The sequence below is a fragment of the Chromobacterium sp. Beijing genome, from assembly GCF_021496765.1.
Taxonomy (GTDB): domain Bacteria; phylum Pseudomonadota; class Gammaproteobacteria; order Burkholderiales; family Chromobacteriaceae; genus Chromobacterium.
The window spans coordinates 2,447,498-2,461,229 of sequence record NZ_CP053750.1; the positions used below are offsets into that span (position 1 = coordinate 2,447,498).

11 protein-coding genes are annotated in these 13,732 nt (G+C 65.9%); 7 read left to right on the forward strand and 4 right to left on the reverse strand.

From position 1 onward, the window contains the following. Nucleotides 1–23: 23 nt before the first annotated feature. Nucleotides 24–794 (reverse strand): sulfite exporter TauE/SafE family protein, encoded by a 771-nt coding sequence (locus HQN78_RS11280; protein ID WP_227107460.1) that lies wholly within the window; start codon nt 792–794, stop codon nt 24–26. A gap of 307 nt (nt 795–1,101) precedes the next feature. Between HQN78_RS11280 and HQN78_RS11285 the strand changes: the two genes are divergently transcribed. The 7 genes from HQN78_RS11285 to kdpE all read left to right on the forward strand — a co-directional run bounded on the left by HQN78_RS11285 (nt 1,102) and on the right by kdpE (nt 9,857). Beyond that, nucleotides 1,102–1,293 (forward strand): hypothetical protein, encoded by a 192-nt coding sequence (locus HQN78_RS11285; protein ID WP_146176613.1) that lies wholly within the window; start codon nt 1,102–1,104, stop codon nt 1,291–1,293. 452 nt (nt 1,294–1,745) lie between these two features. After that, nucleotides 1,746–1,835 carry a K(+)-transporting ATPase subunit F gene (kdpF, locus tag HQN78_RS11290; protein WP_019103745.1) on the forward strand — a complete coding sequence of 30 codons (90 nt, stop codon included), beginning with the start codon at nt 1,746–1,748 and terminating at the stop codon, nt 1,833–1,835. Between the two features lie 2 nt (nt 1,836–1,837). After that, nucleotides 1,838–3,661 (forward strand): potassium-transporting ATPase subunit KdpA, encoded by a 1,824-nt coding sequence (gene kdpA / locus HQN78_RS11295; RefSeq protein ID WP_235089542.1) that lies wholly within the window; start codon nt 1,838–1,840, stop codon nt 3,659–3,661. Between the two features lie 97 nt (nt 3,662–3,758). Continuing rightward, nucleotides 3,759–5,804 carry a potassium-transporting ATPase subunit KdpB gene (gene kdpB / locus HQN78_RS11300; RefSeq protein WP_235089785.1) on the forward strand — a complete coding sequence of 682 codons (2,046 nt, stop codon included), beginning with the start codon at nt 3,759–3,761 and terminating at the stop codon, nt 5,802–5,804. Nucleotides 5,805–5,824: 20 nt separating this feature from the next. Continuing rightward, on the forward strand, nt 5,825–6,397 hold the full coding sequence (kdpC, locus tag HQN78_RS11305) for a potassium-transporting ATPase subunit KdpC (RefSeq protein ID WP_235089543.1): 573 nt from the start codon (nt 5,825–5,827) through the stop codon (nt 6,395–6,397). A 53-nt stretch (nt 6,398–6,450) separates the two neighbouring features. Beyond that, nucleotides 6,451–9,141 (forward strand): sensor histidine kinase KdpD, encoded by a 2,691-nt coding sequence (locus HQN78_RS11310; protein ID WP_107799006.1) that lies wholly within the window; start codon nt 6,451–6,453, stop codon nt 9,139–9,141. Between the two features lie 20 nt (nt 9,142–9,161). After that, entirely contained in the window at nt 9,162–9,857 is a 696-nt protein-coding gene (kdpE, locus tag HQN78_RS11315) for a two-component system response regulator KdpE (RefSeq protein ID WP_107801747.1), read from the forward strand. 52 nt (nt 9,858–9,909) lie between these two features. On the opposite strand, the gene HQN78_RS11320 is transcribed toward kdpE, so the two are convergent. The 3 genes from HQN78_RS11320 to moaA form a co-directional block, all read right to left on the reverse strand. Continuing rightward, nucleotides 9,910–10,578 carry a response regulator gene (locus tag HQN78_RS11320; RefSeq protein ID WP_107801745.1) on the reverse strand — a complete coding sequence of 223 codons (669 nt, stop codon included), beginning with the start codon at nt 10,576–10,578 and terminating at the stop codon, nt 9,910–9,912. A 69-nt stretch (nt 10,579–10,647) separates the two neighbouring features. Next, nucleotides 10,648–12,582: a type IV pili methyl-accepting chemotaxis transducer N-terminal domain-containing protein gene (locus HQN78_RS11325; RefSeq protein ID WP_107799005.1), complete on the reverse strand. Its 1,935-nt coding sequence runs from the start codon at nt 12,580–12,582 to the stop codon at nt 10,648–10,650. 10 nt (nt 12,583–12,592) lie between these two features. After that, complete coding sequence (gene moaA / locus HQN78_RS11330; RefSeq protein WP_235089544.1) at nt 12,593–13,567, reverse strand: GTP 3',8-cyclase MoaA; 975 nt, start codon at nt 13,565–13,567, stop codon at nt 12,593–12,595. Between the last annotated feature and the right edge of the window lie 165 nt (nt 13,568–13,732).

A 13,732-nucleotide genomic window follows, 5' to 3' on the forward strand; every position in this document is an offset into this window, starting at 1 on the left:
GTCCCGTCATGCCGCGCCGCGGCTCACAACACCAGCTTGCCGCCTATCACCGCCAGCATCACCGCCAGCGCCGGCCGCAACCAGCCCTCCGCCAGCCGCCGCGTCAGCTTGCTGCCCAGCCAGATGCCGGGCAGGGAGCCCGCCAGCAGATTGAGCAAGAGCGTAAAATCCACATTGCCGAGCCCGGCGTGTCCCAGACCGGCCACCAGGGTCAAGGGCACCGCGTGGGCGATTTCGGTGCCCACCAGCCGCGAAGTCGGCAAGGCCGGATACAGCAGGAACAAGGCCAGGGTGCCCAGGGCCCCGGCGCCGATGGAACTGAGCGTGACCAAAACGCCCAACACCACGCCGGTGGCCACGGTCAAGCCTATCCGCGGCTCGAACGACGGGCTGGCCGCGCCGGCGCGGCCCAGCCAGCGCAAGAGCAAGGGTTTGCCCAGGATGGCCGCGGCGGTCAGCAGCAAGGCGACGCCCAGCACCAGCTTGAACAGGGTGTCCAGCATTTTTTCCGGCAGATGCAGATAGGACAGGCCGGCTAGCACCAGCAGGGCAGCCGGCACGCTGCCGGCGGTCAGCCAGCCGGCGATGCGCCAATCGACATGACCTTGGCGATGATGCACCGTCACTCCGCCCATCTTGGTCAAGGCCGCGTATAAGAGATCCGTGCCCACCGCGGTGGCCGGAGAGATGCCGAACCACAGCAAGATGGGCGTCATCAGCGAACCGCCGCCCACGCCGGTCAGACCTACGATGAAGCCCACCGCCAAACCCGCGATCGCATACCCCCACTCCATAAAACCGCTCCTTGGCCGCGCCATTCGATAGCGGCATGCTACGCCAGTTTCATATAACGATTTATACCGTTTCGAAACAACATTATTCGAAAAGTGATTTACCTCAAAGACTTGCCCCGGACGCCCGCTCCATCATGCTGCGGTAACATCGCGCCGGTAGCGTGGGCGGAGTCCGCTGGAATGCCCAAGTCCGATTTGCTCCTAATCACAAGCAAACAGGGCTTTACAAATCGCGAAAATAGCGTCAATGTCAAAGGGTCAGGGTTTGCCCTGGCCTCACACAAGTACGTGACCGAGAGGTGCAAGGATGATGACTTCCCGTATTCCTCTGAGTGTTCGCAGAAAGCAGGCTAGAGACCAGCACGAGAGTTTTCTCTATGCGGTCGCCAAGCCTCAGTTGAGTGATGCTGAGAGGTCGCGCCAGCAGAAAGTGCGCCAGCGCGCGCACGATCGGGACGATGCCCGATTCCTGGCCGACCGCTGCGACGACCTGTTCTGAACACCTTGCCTACTGGCGGCTTGCCGCCTGTTGACGGTTAGCGGCCCAGCCATACGCCACGCCGCAACCTCCCTGCCTTGAAGCGGACCGCGCGCTTGCCGCCTGTGCCGAGCCGCCCGTTTCGTTTCCCGCCGCCGCGCCCGCGTCCAGCGACGCCGGTCGTCCGCCCGTTGTCCCCTGCGTCTCCGCCTCCGCGCGCATAAAGAAAATTCCTTTTCCCGCCGAAATCCGTCCGAATTTGCGCCAAACGGCGATTTCCCATCGATTTTTACGCGATTTTTATCTCTATCCAACGGCTTTTATCGGGTTTTTGACGCCGGCTTCAGTACCTTTCCATTACTGATTCAAATGGAGATTTTCATGATGGATGTCGTCTATCTGGGACTCGTCCTGTTGTTCGGCGCGCTGGCCTGCGGCTTTGTCGCCGGCTGCCGGAAACTGGGAGAAAAGGAATGAGCGTCTGGTATCTGCTCAGCGCGCTGATCGCGCTGGGCCTGCTTGGCTATCTGATCTACGCACTGCTTAAGCCGGAGAATTTTTAATCATGTTCGCCAATTTCATCGGCTCGGCCGCACCCTTGCAGCTGGGCTTGTTCCTGCTGGTGCTGCTGGCGCTGGCCTGGCCGCTGGGCGCCTATATCGCCCGCGTGATGCAGGGCGACAATGTCGGCCCCCTGCGCCTGTTCGCGCCGCTGGAGCGCGGCTTTTACCGGCTGGCCGGCGTCAAGCCGGACGAAGACATGGGCTGGCGCGGCTACGCCGTCGCCTTGCTGTTGTTCAATGTGCTGGGCGCGCTGGCCTTGTATCTGCTGCAACGCTTGCAGGGCTGGCTGCCGTTCAACCCGCAAGGCATGGGCGCGGTGGCGCCGGACTCCGCGTTCAACACCGCGATCTCCTTTGTCACCAACACCAACTGGCAAGGCTATGGCGGCGAATCCACCATGGGCTATCTGGTGCAGATGCTGGGCCTGACGGTGCAGAACTTCCTGTCCGCCGCCACCGGCGCGGCGGTGGTGCTGGCCCTGGTGCGCGGCTTTGTCCGTCACGGCTCGGCCAAGATCGGCAACTTCTGGGTGGACGTCACCCGCTTCACCCTCTACGTATTGCTGCCGCTGTCCTTCGTGTTCGCGCTGGCCTTCAGCCAGCAAGGCATGATCCAGAACCTGTCCGCCTATAAAAACGCGCAGACGGTGGAAACCACTCATTATCAGCAGGCCAAGACCGATGCTCAGGGCAACGCGGTCCTGGGCGCCGACGGCAAGCCGGTGATGGCGAACGCCAGCACCCAGCAGCAAACGCTGCCCATGGGGCCGGTGGCCTCGCAAGAAGCGATCAAGCTGCTGGGCACCAACGGCGGCGGCTTCTTCAACGCCAACTCCGCGCACCCGTTTGAAAACCCCACCCCGCTGAGCAACTTCCTGCAAAGCCTGGCCATCTTCCTGATCCCGGCGGCGCTGTGCTTCGTGTTCGGCCGCATGGTGGGCGACCAGCGCCAAGGCTGGGCCATCATCGCCGCGATGACGGTGATGTTCGTCTGCGCGGTCGTGACGGCCACCGGCGCGGAACAGGCCGGCGTGCCGCAGCTGAGCGCAATGGGCGTGGATCAGCAGGCCAGCCATTTGCAGTCCGGCGGCAATATGGAAGGCAAGGAAACCCGCTTCGGCGTCATCGACACCTCGCTGTTCATCGCGGTGACCACCTCCGCCTCCTGCGGCGCGGTCAACGCCATGCACGATTCGCTGACCCCGATCGGCGGCCTGGTGCCCACCTTCCTGATGCAATTGGGCGAGGTGGTGTTCGGCGGCGTCGGCTCCGGCCTGTACGGCATGCTGATCTTCGCCATCCTGGCGGTGTTCATCTCCGGCCTGATGGTGGGCCGCACCCCGGAATACCTGGGCAAGAAGATAGAAATCCATGAGATGAAGATGACGGCGATCACCATTCTGGTCACCCCGGTTCTGGTGCTGACGCTGACCGCCATCGCGGTGCTGGCCGCCTCCGGCAAGGCCGGCGTCCTCAACCCCGGCGCCCACGGCTTCAGCGAGGTGTTGTACGCCTTCACCTCGGCCGCCAACAACAACGGCAGCGCCTTCGCCGGCCTGTCCGCCAACACGCCCTTCTACAACGTCGCCACCGCGGTGGCCATGTTCTTCGGCCGCTTCTTCATGATCGTGCCCATCCTGGCTATCGCCGGTTCCTTGGCCGCCAAGAAGCGGCTGGCCGTCACCGGCGGCACCCTGCCCACCCATGGCCCGCTGTTCGTGGTGCTGCTGATAGGCACCGTCTTGCTGGTGGGCGCGCTCAACTATGTTCCCGCGCTGGCGCTGGGCCCGGTCGTCGAGCAATTGCAGATGATCAGCGGTCGCTGAACCTTGCGGGAGGACTCATAAAATGAACGATATCAATCATTCCAAACTGCCGGCCGCCCAGCCCGTTCAAGCGGGCCACAGGAGCGCGGCCAAGTCCATGCTGGACCCCAGCCTGGTGAAACCGGCCATCGTCGACTCCTTCAAGAAGCTGTCGCCGCGCGCCCAGTGGCGCAACCCGGTGATGTTCGTCGTCTACATCGGCAGCATCCTGACCAGCGCGCTGTGGGTTCAGTCCCTGGCCGGCCAGGGCGAGGCGCCGTCCGGCTTCATCCTGGCGGTGGCGCTGTGGCTGTGGTTCACCGTCTTGTTCGCAAACTTCGCCGAAGCGCTGGCCGAGGGCCGCAGCAAGGCCCAGGCGGCCAGCTTGCGCTCGGCCAAGAAAAACGTGGTGGCCAAGAAGCTGTCCGGCCCCAGCCACGACGCCGGCAAGACCGTGATCGACGGCAGCAGCCTGCGCAAGGGAGACTATGTGCTGGTGGAAGCCGGCGACGTGATCCCGGTGGACGGCGAGGTGATCGAAGGCGTGGCCTCGGTGGACGAGTCCGCGATCACCGGCGAATCCGCGCCGGTGATCCGCGAGGCCGGCGGCGATTTCTCCTCGGTCACCGGCGGCACCCGCGTGCTGTCCGACTGGATCGTGGTGCGGATTTCCGTCAACCCGGGCGAAACCTTCCTCGACCGCATGATCGCCATGGTGGAAGGCGCCAAGCGCCAGAAAACGCCGAACGAGATCGCGCTGACCATCCTGCTGGTGGCGCTGACCATCGTCTTCCTGGTGGTCACCGTCACCCTGCTGCCCTTCTCGCTGTTCAGCGTGGAAGCGGCCAAGGCCGGCTCGCCCATCGGCATCACCACCCTGGTGGCCTTGCTGGTATGCCTGATCCCCACCACCATCGGCGGCCTCTTGTCCGCCATCGGCGTGGCCGGCATGAGCCGGATGATGGGCGCCAACGTGATCGCCACCTCCGGCCGAGCGGTGGAAGCCGCCGGCGACGTGGACGTGCTGCTCTTGGACAAGACCGGCACCATCACCCTGGGCAATCGCCAGGCCTCGGCCTTCATTCCGGCGCCCGGCGTCAGCGAACAGGCTTTGGCCGACGCCGCCCAGCTGGCCTCGCTGGCCGACGAAACCCCGGAAGGCCGCAGCATCGTGGTGCTGGCCAAGAAGCAGTTCAATCTGCGCCAGCGCGAGCTGGCCAGCCATGAAGCCGCGTTCATCCCCTTCACCGCGCAAACCCGGATGAGCGGCATAGACTACGACGGCCGCCGGATCCGCAAGGGCGCCATCGACGCCATCCGCCGCCACATCGCCGAACTGGGCGGCCAGTTCCCGGACGCGCTGGCGAAAAGCGCCGATGAAGTGGCCCGCCGCGGCTCCACCCCGCTCTTGGTGGCGGAAGGCAATCGCGCCTTGGGCGTGATCGAACTGAAGGACATCGTCAAGGGCGGCATCAAGGAGCGCTTCGCCGAGCTGCGCCAGATGGGCATCAAGACGGTGATGATCACCGGCGACAACCCGCTGACCGCCGCCGCCATCGCCGCCGAGGCCGGCGTGGACGATTACCTGGCCGAAGCCACGCCGGAAGCCAAGCTCAAGCTGATCCGCAGCCATCAGGCCGAGGGCAAGCTGGTGGCAATGACCGGCGACGGTACCAACGACGCGCCGGCGCTGGCCCAGGCCGACGTGGCGGTGGCGATGAACACCGGCACCCAGGCGGCCAAGGAAGCCGGCAATATGGTGGACTTGGATTCCAACCCCACCAAGCTGATCGAGATCGTGGAAATCGGCAAGCAGATGCTGATGACGCGCGGCTCCTTGACCACCTTCTCCATCGCCAACGACGTGGCCAAATACTTCGCCATCATTCCGGCCGCCTTCGCCAGCACCTATCCGCAATTGAACGCGCTGAACGTGATGGGCCTGAACAGCCCGGCCTCGGCCATCATGTCGGCGGTGATCTTCAACGCCGTCATCATCGTGTTCCTGATCCCGCTGGCGCTGAAGGGGGTCAAGTATCAAGCCAAGAGCGCGGCGGAGCTGCTGCGCGGCAACCTGCTGATCTACGGCCTGGGCGGCCTGCTGGTGCCCTTCGCCGGCATCAAGCTGATCGACATGCTGCTGGGCGCGCTGAGCCTGGCATAAGCACTGAAAGGACAAAGCAAATGAAACTGTTACGCCCGCTGCTGGTGGTGTTTGGCGGCCTGACCCTGATCACCGGCCTCGCCTATCCCTTGCTCACCACCGGGGCCGCCCAGGCGCTGTTCCCTTTCCAGGCCAACGGCAGCCTGATCGAACGCGACGGCAAGATCGTCGGCTCGCGGCTGATAGGCCAGAACTTCACCGGCCCGCAATATTTCTGGGGCCGCCCGTCCGCCACCAGCCCAATGCCGTACAATGCCGGCGGGTCCGGCGGCTCCAACCTGGGCCCCACCAACCCGGCGCAGCTGGACGCGGTGAAGGCCAATGTGGAACGCATCCGCACCGCCCATCCGGGGCAGACCGGCCCGGTGCCGGTGGACCTGGTCACCGCCTCGGCCAGCGGCCTGGACCCTGAAATTTCCGCCGCCGCGGCTTTCTACCAGTTGGAGCGCGTCGCCGCCGCCCGCAAGATGGAGCCGGCCGCGCTGCGCAAGCTGGTGGAGAGCCGGGTGATAGGCGAAACCTTCGGCCTGCTTGGCGAGCCGCGCGTCAATGTGCTGGAATTGAACCTGGCGCTGGACCAGCGGCGCGGCTGATAAGAACGAGCCGCGGAATCCCCCGCTTCCGCGGCTAAAAAACAGGACAAGCCATGCCCGACATCCGTCCCGATCCGGACGCGCTGCTGGATGAACTGAAACGCGAAGAACTGGACGCCCAACGCGGCCGGCTGAAGATTTTCTTCGGCGCCTGCGCCGGGGTCGGCAAGACCTACGCCATGCTGGCGGCGGCCCGCGCCCGGCGCCAGGAAGGCGTGCAAGTGCTGGTGGGCGTGGTGGAAACCCACGGCCGCAAGGAAACCCAGGCGCAACTGGCGGACCTGGAATTGCTGCCGCCGCGGCGGATCGCCTACAAGGGCCACGAACTGTCCGAGTTCGATCTGGACGCGGCGCTGGCGCGCCGGCCGCAGCTGATCCTGATGGACGAATTCGCCCACTCCAACGCGCCCGGCTCGCGCCACCCCAAGCGCTGGCAGGACGTGGAGGAGCTGCTGGCCGCCGGCATCGACGTCTACACCACCCTCAATGTCCAGCATCTGGAAAGCCTGAACGATGTGGTCGGACAGATCACCGGCATCGTGGTGCGCGAAACCCTGCCCGACCACGTGTTCGACCGCGCCGACGAAGTGGCGCTGGTGGACCTGCCGCCGGACGAGCTGCTGGGCCGGCTAGCCGCCGGCAAGGTCTATCTGCCGCAGCAGGCCGAGCGCGCGGTGAAGAACTTCTTCCGCAAGGGCAATCTGCTGGCCTTGCGCGAACTGGCGCTGCGCCGCACCGCCGACCGCGTGGACGCGCAGATGCGCGCCTACCGCGCCGACCAGTCCATCAACCCCGTCTGGCACGCGCGCGAGCGCTTGCTGGTCTGCGTCGGCGCCAGCGCCGGCATCGACAAGCTGATCCGCAGCGCCAAGCGCCTGGCCGCCAATCTGGACGCGGACTGGATCGCCGTCTACGTGGAAACGCCGCGCCAGCAAAAACTGTCCGAGGAGCAGCGCGCCCGCGTGCTCAAGGGCCTGAGGCTGGCGCAGGAATTGGGCGCGGAAACCACGGTGCTGGGCGGCAACGAACTGGCGCCCACGCTGCTGGCCTACGCCCGCAGCCGCAACGTCTCCAAGCTGGTGGTGGGCAAATCCGTCCGCGGCCGCTGGTCGCGGCTGTGGCGCCCTACCCTGGTCAACGAGCTGAGCCGCCGCTCCGGCGACATCGATCTCTACGTGGTGGCCCACGACTTGGAAGCGGAGGACGCCGGCGCCGCCAAGACCGGCGCCAGCCTGTTGTTCGAAGAGCAGGACAGCCCGCGCTCCCGCGCCGGCTACATCGCCGCCGCCGTCGCCTGCCTGCTGACCACGCTGCTGGCCGGCCTGCTGATTCCCCATGTGGCGCTGGCCAACGACATCATGATTTACCTGTTGGTGGTGGTGCTGGTGTCGGTGCGCTACGGCCGCGGCCCCGGCATGCTGGCCTCGCTGCTGTCGGTGGCGGCCTTCGACTTTTTCTTCGTGCCGCCGCAGATGTCCTTCGCCGTCACCGACACCCAGTACCTGATGACCTTCGTGGTGATGTTGCTGGTGGCCGCCATCATCAGCCAGCTCACCGCCCGGCTGCGCTTCGCCGCCAATATCTCCACCTATCGCGAACGCCGCACCCGCGCGCTGTACGATCTGGGCCGCGAACTGGCCGGCGCGCTGACCGCCGCCCAGATCGTGGACACCGCCGTCGGCCGGCTGGAGCCGCTGTTCGCCGCCAAGGTCAACCTGTTCCTGCCCAATAGCGGCGACGAACTGCGCCTGGCCGGCGAAGACCGCGGCCATGCCGACATCGGCGTCGCGCAATGGGTTTACGATCATCAGCAGCCGGCCGGCCTCGGCACCAACACCCTGCCCGCCAACGCCGCGCTCTACGTGCCGCTGCGCGCGCCGATGCGCAACCGCGGCGTGATCGCGCTGCTGCCGGAAGTCACCGATCAGGCCTTTCTGCCGGAACAGCAAAGACTGCTGGAAACCTGCGCCGCCCAGATCGCGCTGGCGCTGGAGCGCGTGCATTACGTGGAAGTGGCGCAGGACGCCATCGTGGCGATGGAGTCCGAGCGGCTGCGCAACAGCGTGCTGTCCGTGGTGTCCCACGATCTGCGCACACCGCTGACCACCATGGCCGGCCTGTCCGAGCGGCTGTGCTCGCCCAATGTGGACGACGATCAGCGCGCCGAGATCGCCGCCGCCATCCAGGACGAAGCGCTGCGCATGAACAAGCTGGTGACCAATCTGCTGGACATGGCGCGGCTGCAATCCGGCGTCAAGCTGAACAAGGAATGGCAGATGCTGGACGAGGTGGTGGGCAGCGCGCTGCGCGCCGCCGAACGCGGCCTGCGCGGCCGGGAACTGAAGCTGGAACTGGACCCGGACCTGCCGGTGCTGGAATACGACGCCGTGCTGCTGGAGCGGGTGCTGGTCAACCTGCTGGAAAACGCCGGCAAATACACGCCGCCGGGCAGCCGCATCACGCTGGCGGCGCGGCGCGAAGGCGCGGAGGTGCTGGTGTCGGTCAGCGACGACGGCCCCGGCCTGCCGCCCAATATGGAACAGCGCGCCTTCGACAAATTCTCGCGCGGTGCGGCGGAGTCCAGCACCCCCGGCGTGGGGCTGGGCCTGGCGATCTGCCGCTCCATCGTGGAAATCCACGGCGGCCGCATCAGCGCGCGCAACCGCTCGCCGCACGGAGCGGAATTCCGCTTCAGCCTGCCGGCCGGTCAAGCGCCGGCGCTGCCGCCGGATGAGACGCCCTAACTCAAAAGAAAACCATGACCATGCAAGACGCACCGATCAGCATCGTCGTCATTGAAGACGAGAAACCGATACGCCGCTTTCTGAGCGCGGCGCTGGAAGAAGAAGGCCTGACCGTCCACGAGGCGGAAACCGGCAAGCAAGGCCTGATCGAAGTGGCCACCCGCAAGCCGGACCTGGTGATCCTGGACCTGGGCCTGCCGGACATGAACGGCCAGGACACCATCAAACAGCTGCGCGAATGGACCGATCTGCCCATCCTGGTCTTGTCCGCGCGCACCCAGGAAACCGAGAAGGTGGCCGCGCTGGACGCCGGCGCCGACGACTATCTGACCAAGCCCTTCGGCGTGGCCGAATGCCTGGCGCGCGTCCGCGTGCTGCTGCGCCGCCGCACCCACGGCAGCGCCGCCGCGCAACAAGTGTTCCAGTTCGGCGACATCAAGGTGGACCTGGTCAACCGGCAGGTGGCCAAGGCGGAAACGGCGGTGCATCTGACGCCGATAGAGTACCGGCTGCTGTCCACCTTGATACGCAGCGCCGGCAAGGTGATCACCCATCGCGAGCTGCTGCTGGCGGTATGGGGGCCGTCGTTCTCTGAGCACAACCAGTATCTGCGCGTCTATATGGGCCATCTGCGGCAGAAGCTGGAAGACAATCCGGCGATGCCGCGCCACATCCTCACCGAGACCGGAGTCGGCTATCGGCTGGTGGAGGGCTGAGCGGACCGCCGCTTAGAAGCTGTTCATGGGGGCCAGGGCCGCGCGCAGCCGCTCACGCGCTGCGCCCCACCCCGTTCTCCACCGCGAACACCGCCGCCTGCACCCGGCTGCTGAGGCTGAGCTTCTTCAGGATGTTCTGCACATGGATCTTGACCGTGCTCTCGGCCAGATCCAGGCTGCGCGCGATTTCCTTATTGCTCTTGCCCTGAGCCAGAAAGCCGAGGATTTCGCGTTCGCGCGGGGTCAGCCGGTCCAGTTCCTGTTCCGCCGGCTCCACCGGCGCGGCCGCGCCGTGGCGGAACTGGGCCATCAGCTTGGCGGTCATCGAATCGCTCATCACCGATTCGCCGGCGGCGGCGCGCGCCACCGCCTGGGTCAGGAAGTCGGCGTCGATGTTTTTCAATAGATAGCCGCGCGCGCCGGCCTTCAAGGCCGCGGTCAGATCGTCGGCCTCCTCGGACACCGTCAGCATCACCACCGCCCGTTTGGGCTGGTCCTGCAGCATCAGGGTCAGCGCCTCCACGCCGGAAATGCCCGGCATGTTCAGGTCCAGCAACACCACGTCCGGGTCCAGCTGCTTGGCGAGCTTGACGCCCTCGGCGCCGTCGGCCGCCTCGCCGACAACGTCGAAAGCCGCCTGGCGCGCCAGCAAGGCCTTGATTCCGCTGCGGAACAAGGTGTGATCGTCCACCAGCAAAATGCGTATGGTCTGTTCAGACATCATCGAGTCCGGGTCTTTCGAATTCAGATATAGACAGTATGAGAGCTGTCTAGCCGCCGCGCCAGTGGCTCAAGCGGCCATGCGCCGCGCGCGCGGCAGCAGCAGGCTGACCAGGGTGCCCGCCTCCGGAGTGGATTCGATGTCCAGTTGCAGGCCGGCGCGCTGCGCGCGCTCCTGCATGATGGACAGGCCGAAATGGCCGTCGCCCTTGTTGCGCACGGTATCCAGATCGAAACCGACGCCGTTGTCCAGCACGCTGAGCACGAAGACCTCGCCGTCGTCGCTGAGGCTGACCGTGACCTGGCTGGCCTCGGCGTGCTTGCGCACATTGGACAGCGCCTCCTGCAGGATGAACAGGATCTGCAATTGCTGTTCCGGCATCAGCGGCGCGCCGGCTCCGGTGGAGCGCAGCTCCACCCGCATCCCGGTCTGCTTGCGGAATTTGTCCAGCAGGCTGCTCACCGCCTGGCTCAGGCTTTCCGACAATTTGGAACGGAAGTTGTTGAGCAGCTCGCGCACATCGTCGTAGCTTTCCTTGACCCCGGCCTCGAACAAGGCCAGCGTGTCGTCCACCAGGCCCGGGTCGCCGCTGTCCAGCGCCTGGCGCATGATCTGGGTTTGCAGATTCAGGAAGGACAGGCCCTGGGCGATGCTGTCGTGCAGGCCCTGGGCCACCAGATTGCGCTCCTCCAGCACCGCCAGTTCGCGCTCCTTGGCCGCCAGCCTCAGGTTTTCTATCGCCACCGCCAGGTGCTGGCCCAGCATCTCCAGTTGCCGCACCTGCTGCGGCGGCAGGATGCGCGCCTGTCGGAAATGCAGATTGAAAATGCCCAAGGTGCGGTTTTGCGTCGCCACCGGGAAGGCGCTGACCACGCGGAAGCCTTCGCGGCTGCACTGCTTGTCCGGCAGGCCGCGCATATTCTCCACCCGGCTCTCGGCCTTGGCGGCGGCTTCGCCGCACAGGCAGTCGCCCACTTTCAGGCAATGCTCTTCGCGCAGCAGCCCTTCCGGCAAGCCGTCGTCGGCCACCACGAACACCATGCCCTGGCCGTGATCGGTCAAGCGCACCGCGCCGCCGTCGGCGTCGAAGGCGCGCATCACCCGGGCGAGGAAGCCCTTGCACAGCGCTTCCAGCGGCTGGGATTGATTGCAGAAGGAGGTGATTTCGTACAACAGCGCCAATTCCTGGTTTTTCTGCTGCAGGCTGGCGGTCTTGCCGCGCACCCGCTCTTCCAGCGTGGCGTGGGATTCGGACAGACAGGCCGCCATCAGATTGAAGCCGGTGCTGACCTGGCCGAATTCGTCGTCGGTCTCCACCGGCACCCGCACGCTGTAATCGCCAGCCGCCAGCCGGCGTATGCCCTGGTGCAGCTTGTCCAGCGGCCGCAGCACGATCAACAGCATCAGATAAATCAGCGCGACGGTGCCCACCACCGCCATGCTGGCGAGCAAGAGCTGCAGCAGGCGCAGATAATCGGTGTTGCGCGCGTTGTAGGCCTCCATGCCGCTGACGAAGGTGTTGATGTCCGCCACGTAGAGCGCCACGCGCTCGGCGAAACGGGCGGCCTCCGCCGCGTTGTCGCCGGGCCGCGTCAGCGCGTCCTGCAACACCGGTTTCAGTTGCTCGCGCCACTGCGTTTCCACCTGGGTCAGCGCCTGCTGGATGTCCGCCTGACGCGGCACCAGCAGCGGGCGCGCCGGGTCGCCGCGGCGCAGCCGCTGCAAGATGGCTTCGTAATTGACCATGTCGCGGCGCAGCGCGTCGGCGCGCGCGCCGTCCTGGCCGCTAAGCTGCAAATCCAGCGCCAGCCGGGTGACGCGCATGCGCAGGCTGCCGGCGTCGTTGATCGCCGCCGCGCCGCCCTCCTGCTGCCAGGACAGCCACAGCGTGGCGCCGATGGAACCCAGCGCCACCAAGAGAAAAATCGCCAGCACGCCGACGATCTTGGCGCTGAGCCGCTGGCCCAGCGGGCCGCCCAGCACCGGGGACACGTTCAGCCGCATCGCCGTCGCCCTAGCCACCGGTCATCGACATGAAGCGCACCAGCTTTTTCGGCTTCTCGCTGAATTCATGTCGCTCCGGTTTCAGTTCTATCGCCGCGCGGATCGCCGCTTCCAGTTCGGCGTCGCTGACGCCGGCGCGCAGCAGAGGGCGCAACTCAAAGCTTTCTTCCTGGCCCAGACACATGTAGAGCGTGCCGTCCACGGACAGCCGCACCCGGTTACAGGTGGCGCAGAAATGTTGGGAAATGGGCGTGATCAGGCCCAGCGAGAAACCGCCGTCCCGGGTTTTCCAGTAGCGGGCCGGGCCGCCCCCCAGGGTGGCGGCCTGTTCGACCAGGTCGAATTCGGTTTGCAGCTGACGCAGCACCGGCTGCAAGTCCAGGTAACTGGCGGCGCGGCCGGTGTCGCCCATGGGCATGGCTTCGATCAGCCGCAGCACGAAGCCATGCTGGATACAGAAGGCGACCATGGCGCCGATGTCGGCGTCGTTGACGTCCTTCATCGCCACCATATTGATCTTGATCGGGGAAAAGCCGGCCTCCTTGGCCGCCATCAGCCCTTCCATCACCCGCGGCAGGCTGTCGCTGCCGGTGATGTCGTGCACGCAATCGCGGCGCAGCGAGTCCAGGCTGACGTTGACGCGGCTGACTCCGGCGGCGCGCAGCGCCTGGGCGTGGCGCGCCAGCTGAGTGGCGTTGCTGGTCAGCGACAGGTCGTTGAGGCCGGGCAGCGCGGACAGGCGCGCCGCCAGCTCCGGCAGATTGCGGCGCAGCAGCGGTTCGCCGCCGGTCAGCCGCAGCCGCCGCGTGCCCAGGCGCGCGAAAGCCGCCACCACGCGTTCTATCTCGTCGAAGGTCAGCCAGTTGGCCGGCTCTTCGAAGCCTTTGAAGCCTTTGGGCAGGCAGTAATTGCAACGCAAGTCGCAACGGTCGGTCACGGACAGACGCAGGTATTCGATGGAGCGCCCGAAGCGGTCGGTAAGCATGAGTTCCTCCATGGCAGCCAATGATACCGCTTAGTCGCAACCAAGTGGCCCGGCTGTCGCCGCCAATCTGATATTTCCTGATTCCATTTTACTAGCTAGCCCAACAATTCGCAGTCCAACCAAAGCACGCCGGCCCCTAGTCACTTGTGACTAGGGCCGGCCGGC

Bases quoted from the DNA above. Each gene is read 5' to 3' on its own strand.
- HQN78_RS11280 (WP_227107460.1), bottom strand. From the start codon at position 794: ATGGAGTGGGGGTATGCGATCGCGGGTTTGGCGGTGGGCTTCATCGTA.
- HQN78_RS11285 (WP_146176613.1), top strand. From the start codon at position 1,102: ATGATGACTTCCCGTATTCCTCTGAGTGTTCGCAGAAAGCAGGCTAGA.
- kdpF (WP_019103745.1), top strand. From the start codon at position 1,746: ATGAGCGTCTGGTATCTGCTCAGCGCGCTGATCGCGCTGGGCCTGCTT.
- kdpA (WP_235089542.1), top strand. From the start codon at position 1,838: ATGTTCGCCAATTTCATCGGCTCGGCCGCACCCTTGCAGCTGGGCTTG.
- kdpB (WP_235089785.1), top strand. From the start codon at position 3,759: ATGCTGGACCCCAGCCTGGTGAAACCGGCCATCGTCGACTCCTTCAAG.
- kdpC (WP_235089543.1), top strand. From the start codon at position 5,825: ATGAAACTGTTACGCCCGCTGCTGGTGGTGTTTGGCGGCCTGACCCTG.
- HQN78_RS11310 (WP_107799006.1), top strand. From the start codon at position 6,451: ATGCCCGACATCCGTCCCGATCCGGACGCGCTGCTGGATGAACTGAAA.
- kdpE (WP_107801747.1), top strand. From the start codon at position 9,162: ATGCAAGACGCACCGATCAGCATCGTCGTCATTGAAGACGAGAAACCG.
- HQN78_RS11320 (WP_107801745.1), bottom strand. From the start codon at position 10,578: ATGTCTGAACAGACCATACGCATTTTGCTGGTGGACGATCACACCTTG.
- HQN78_RS11325 (WP_107799005.1), bottom strand. From the start codon at position 12,582: ATGCGGCTGAACGTGTCCCCGGTGCTGGGCGGCCCGCTGGGCCAGCGG.
- moaA (WP_235089544.1), bottom strand. From the start codon at position 13,567: ATGCTTACCGACCGCTTCGGGCGCTCCATCGAATACCTGCGTCTGTCC.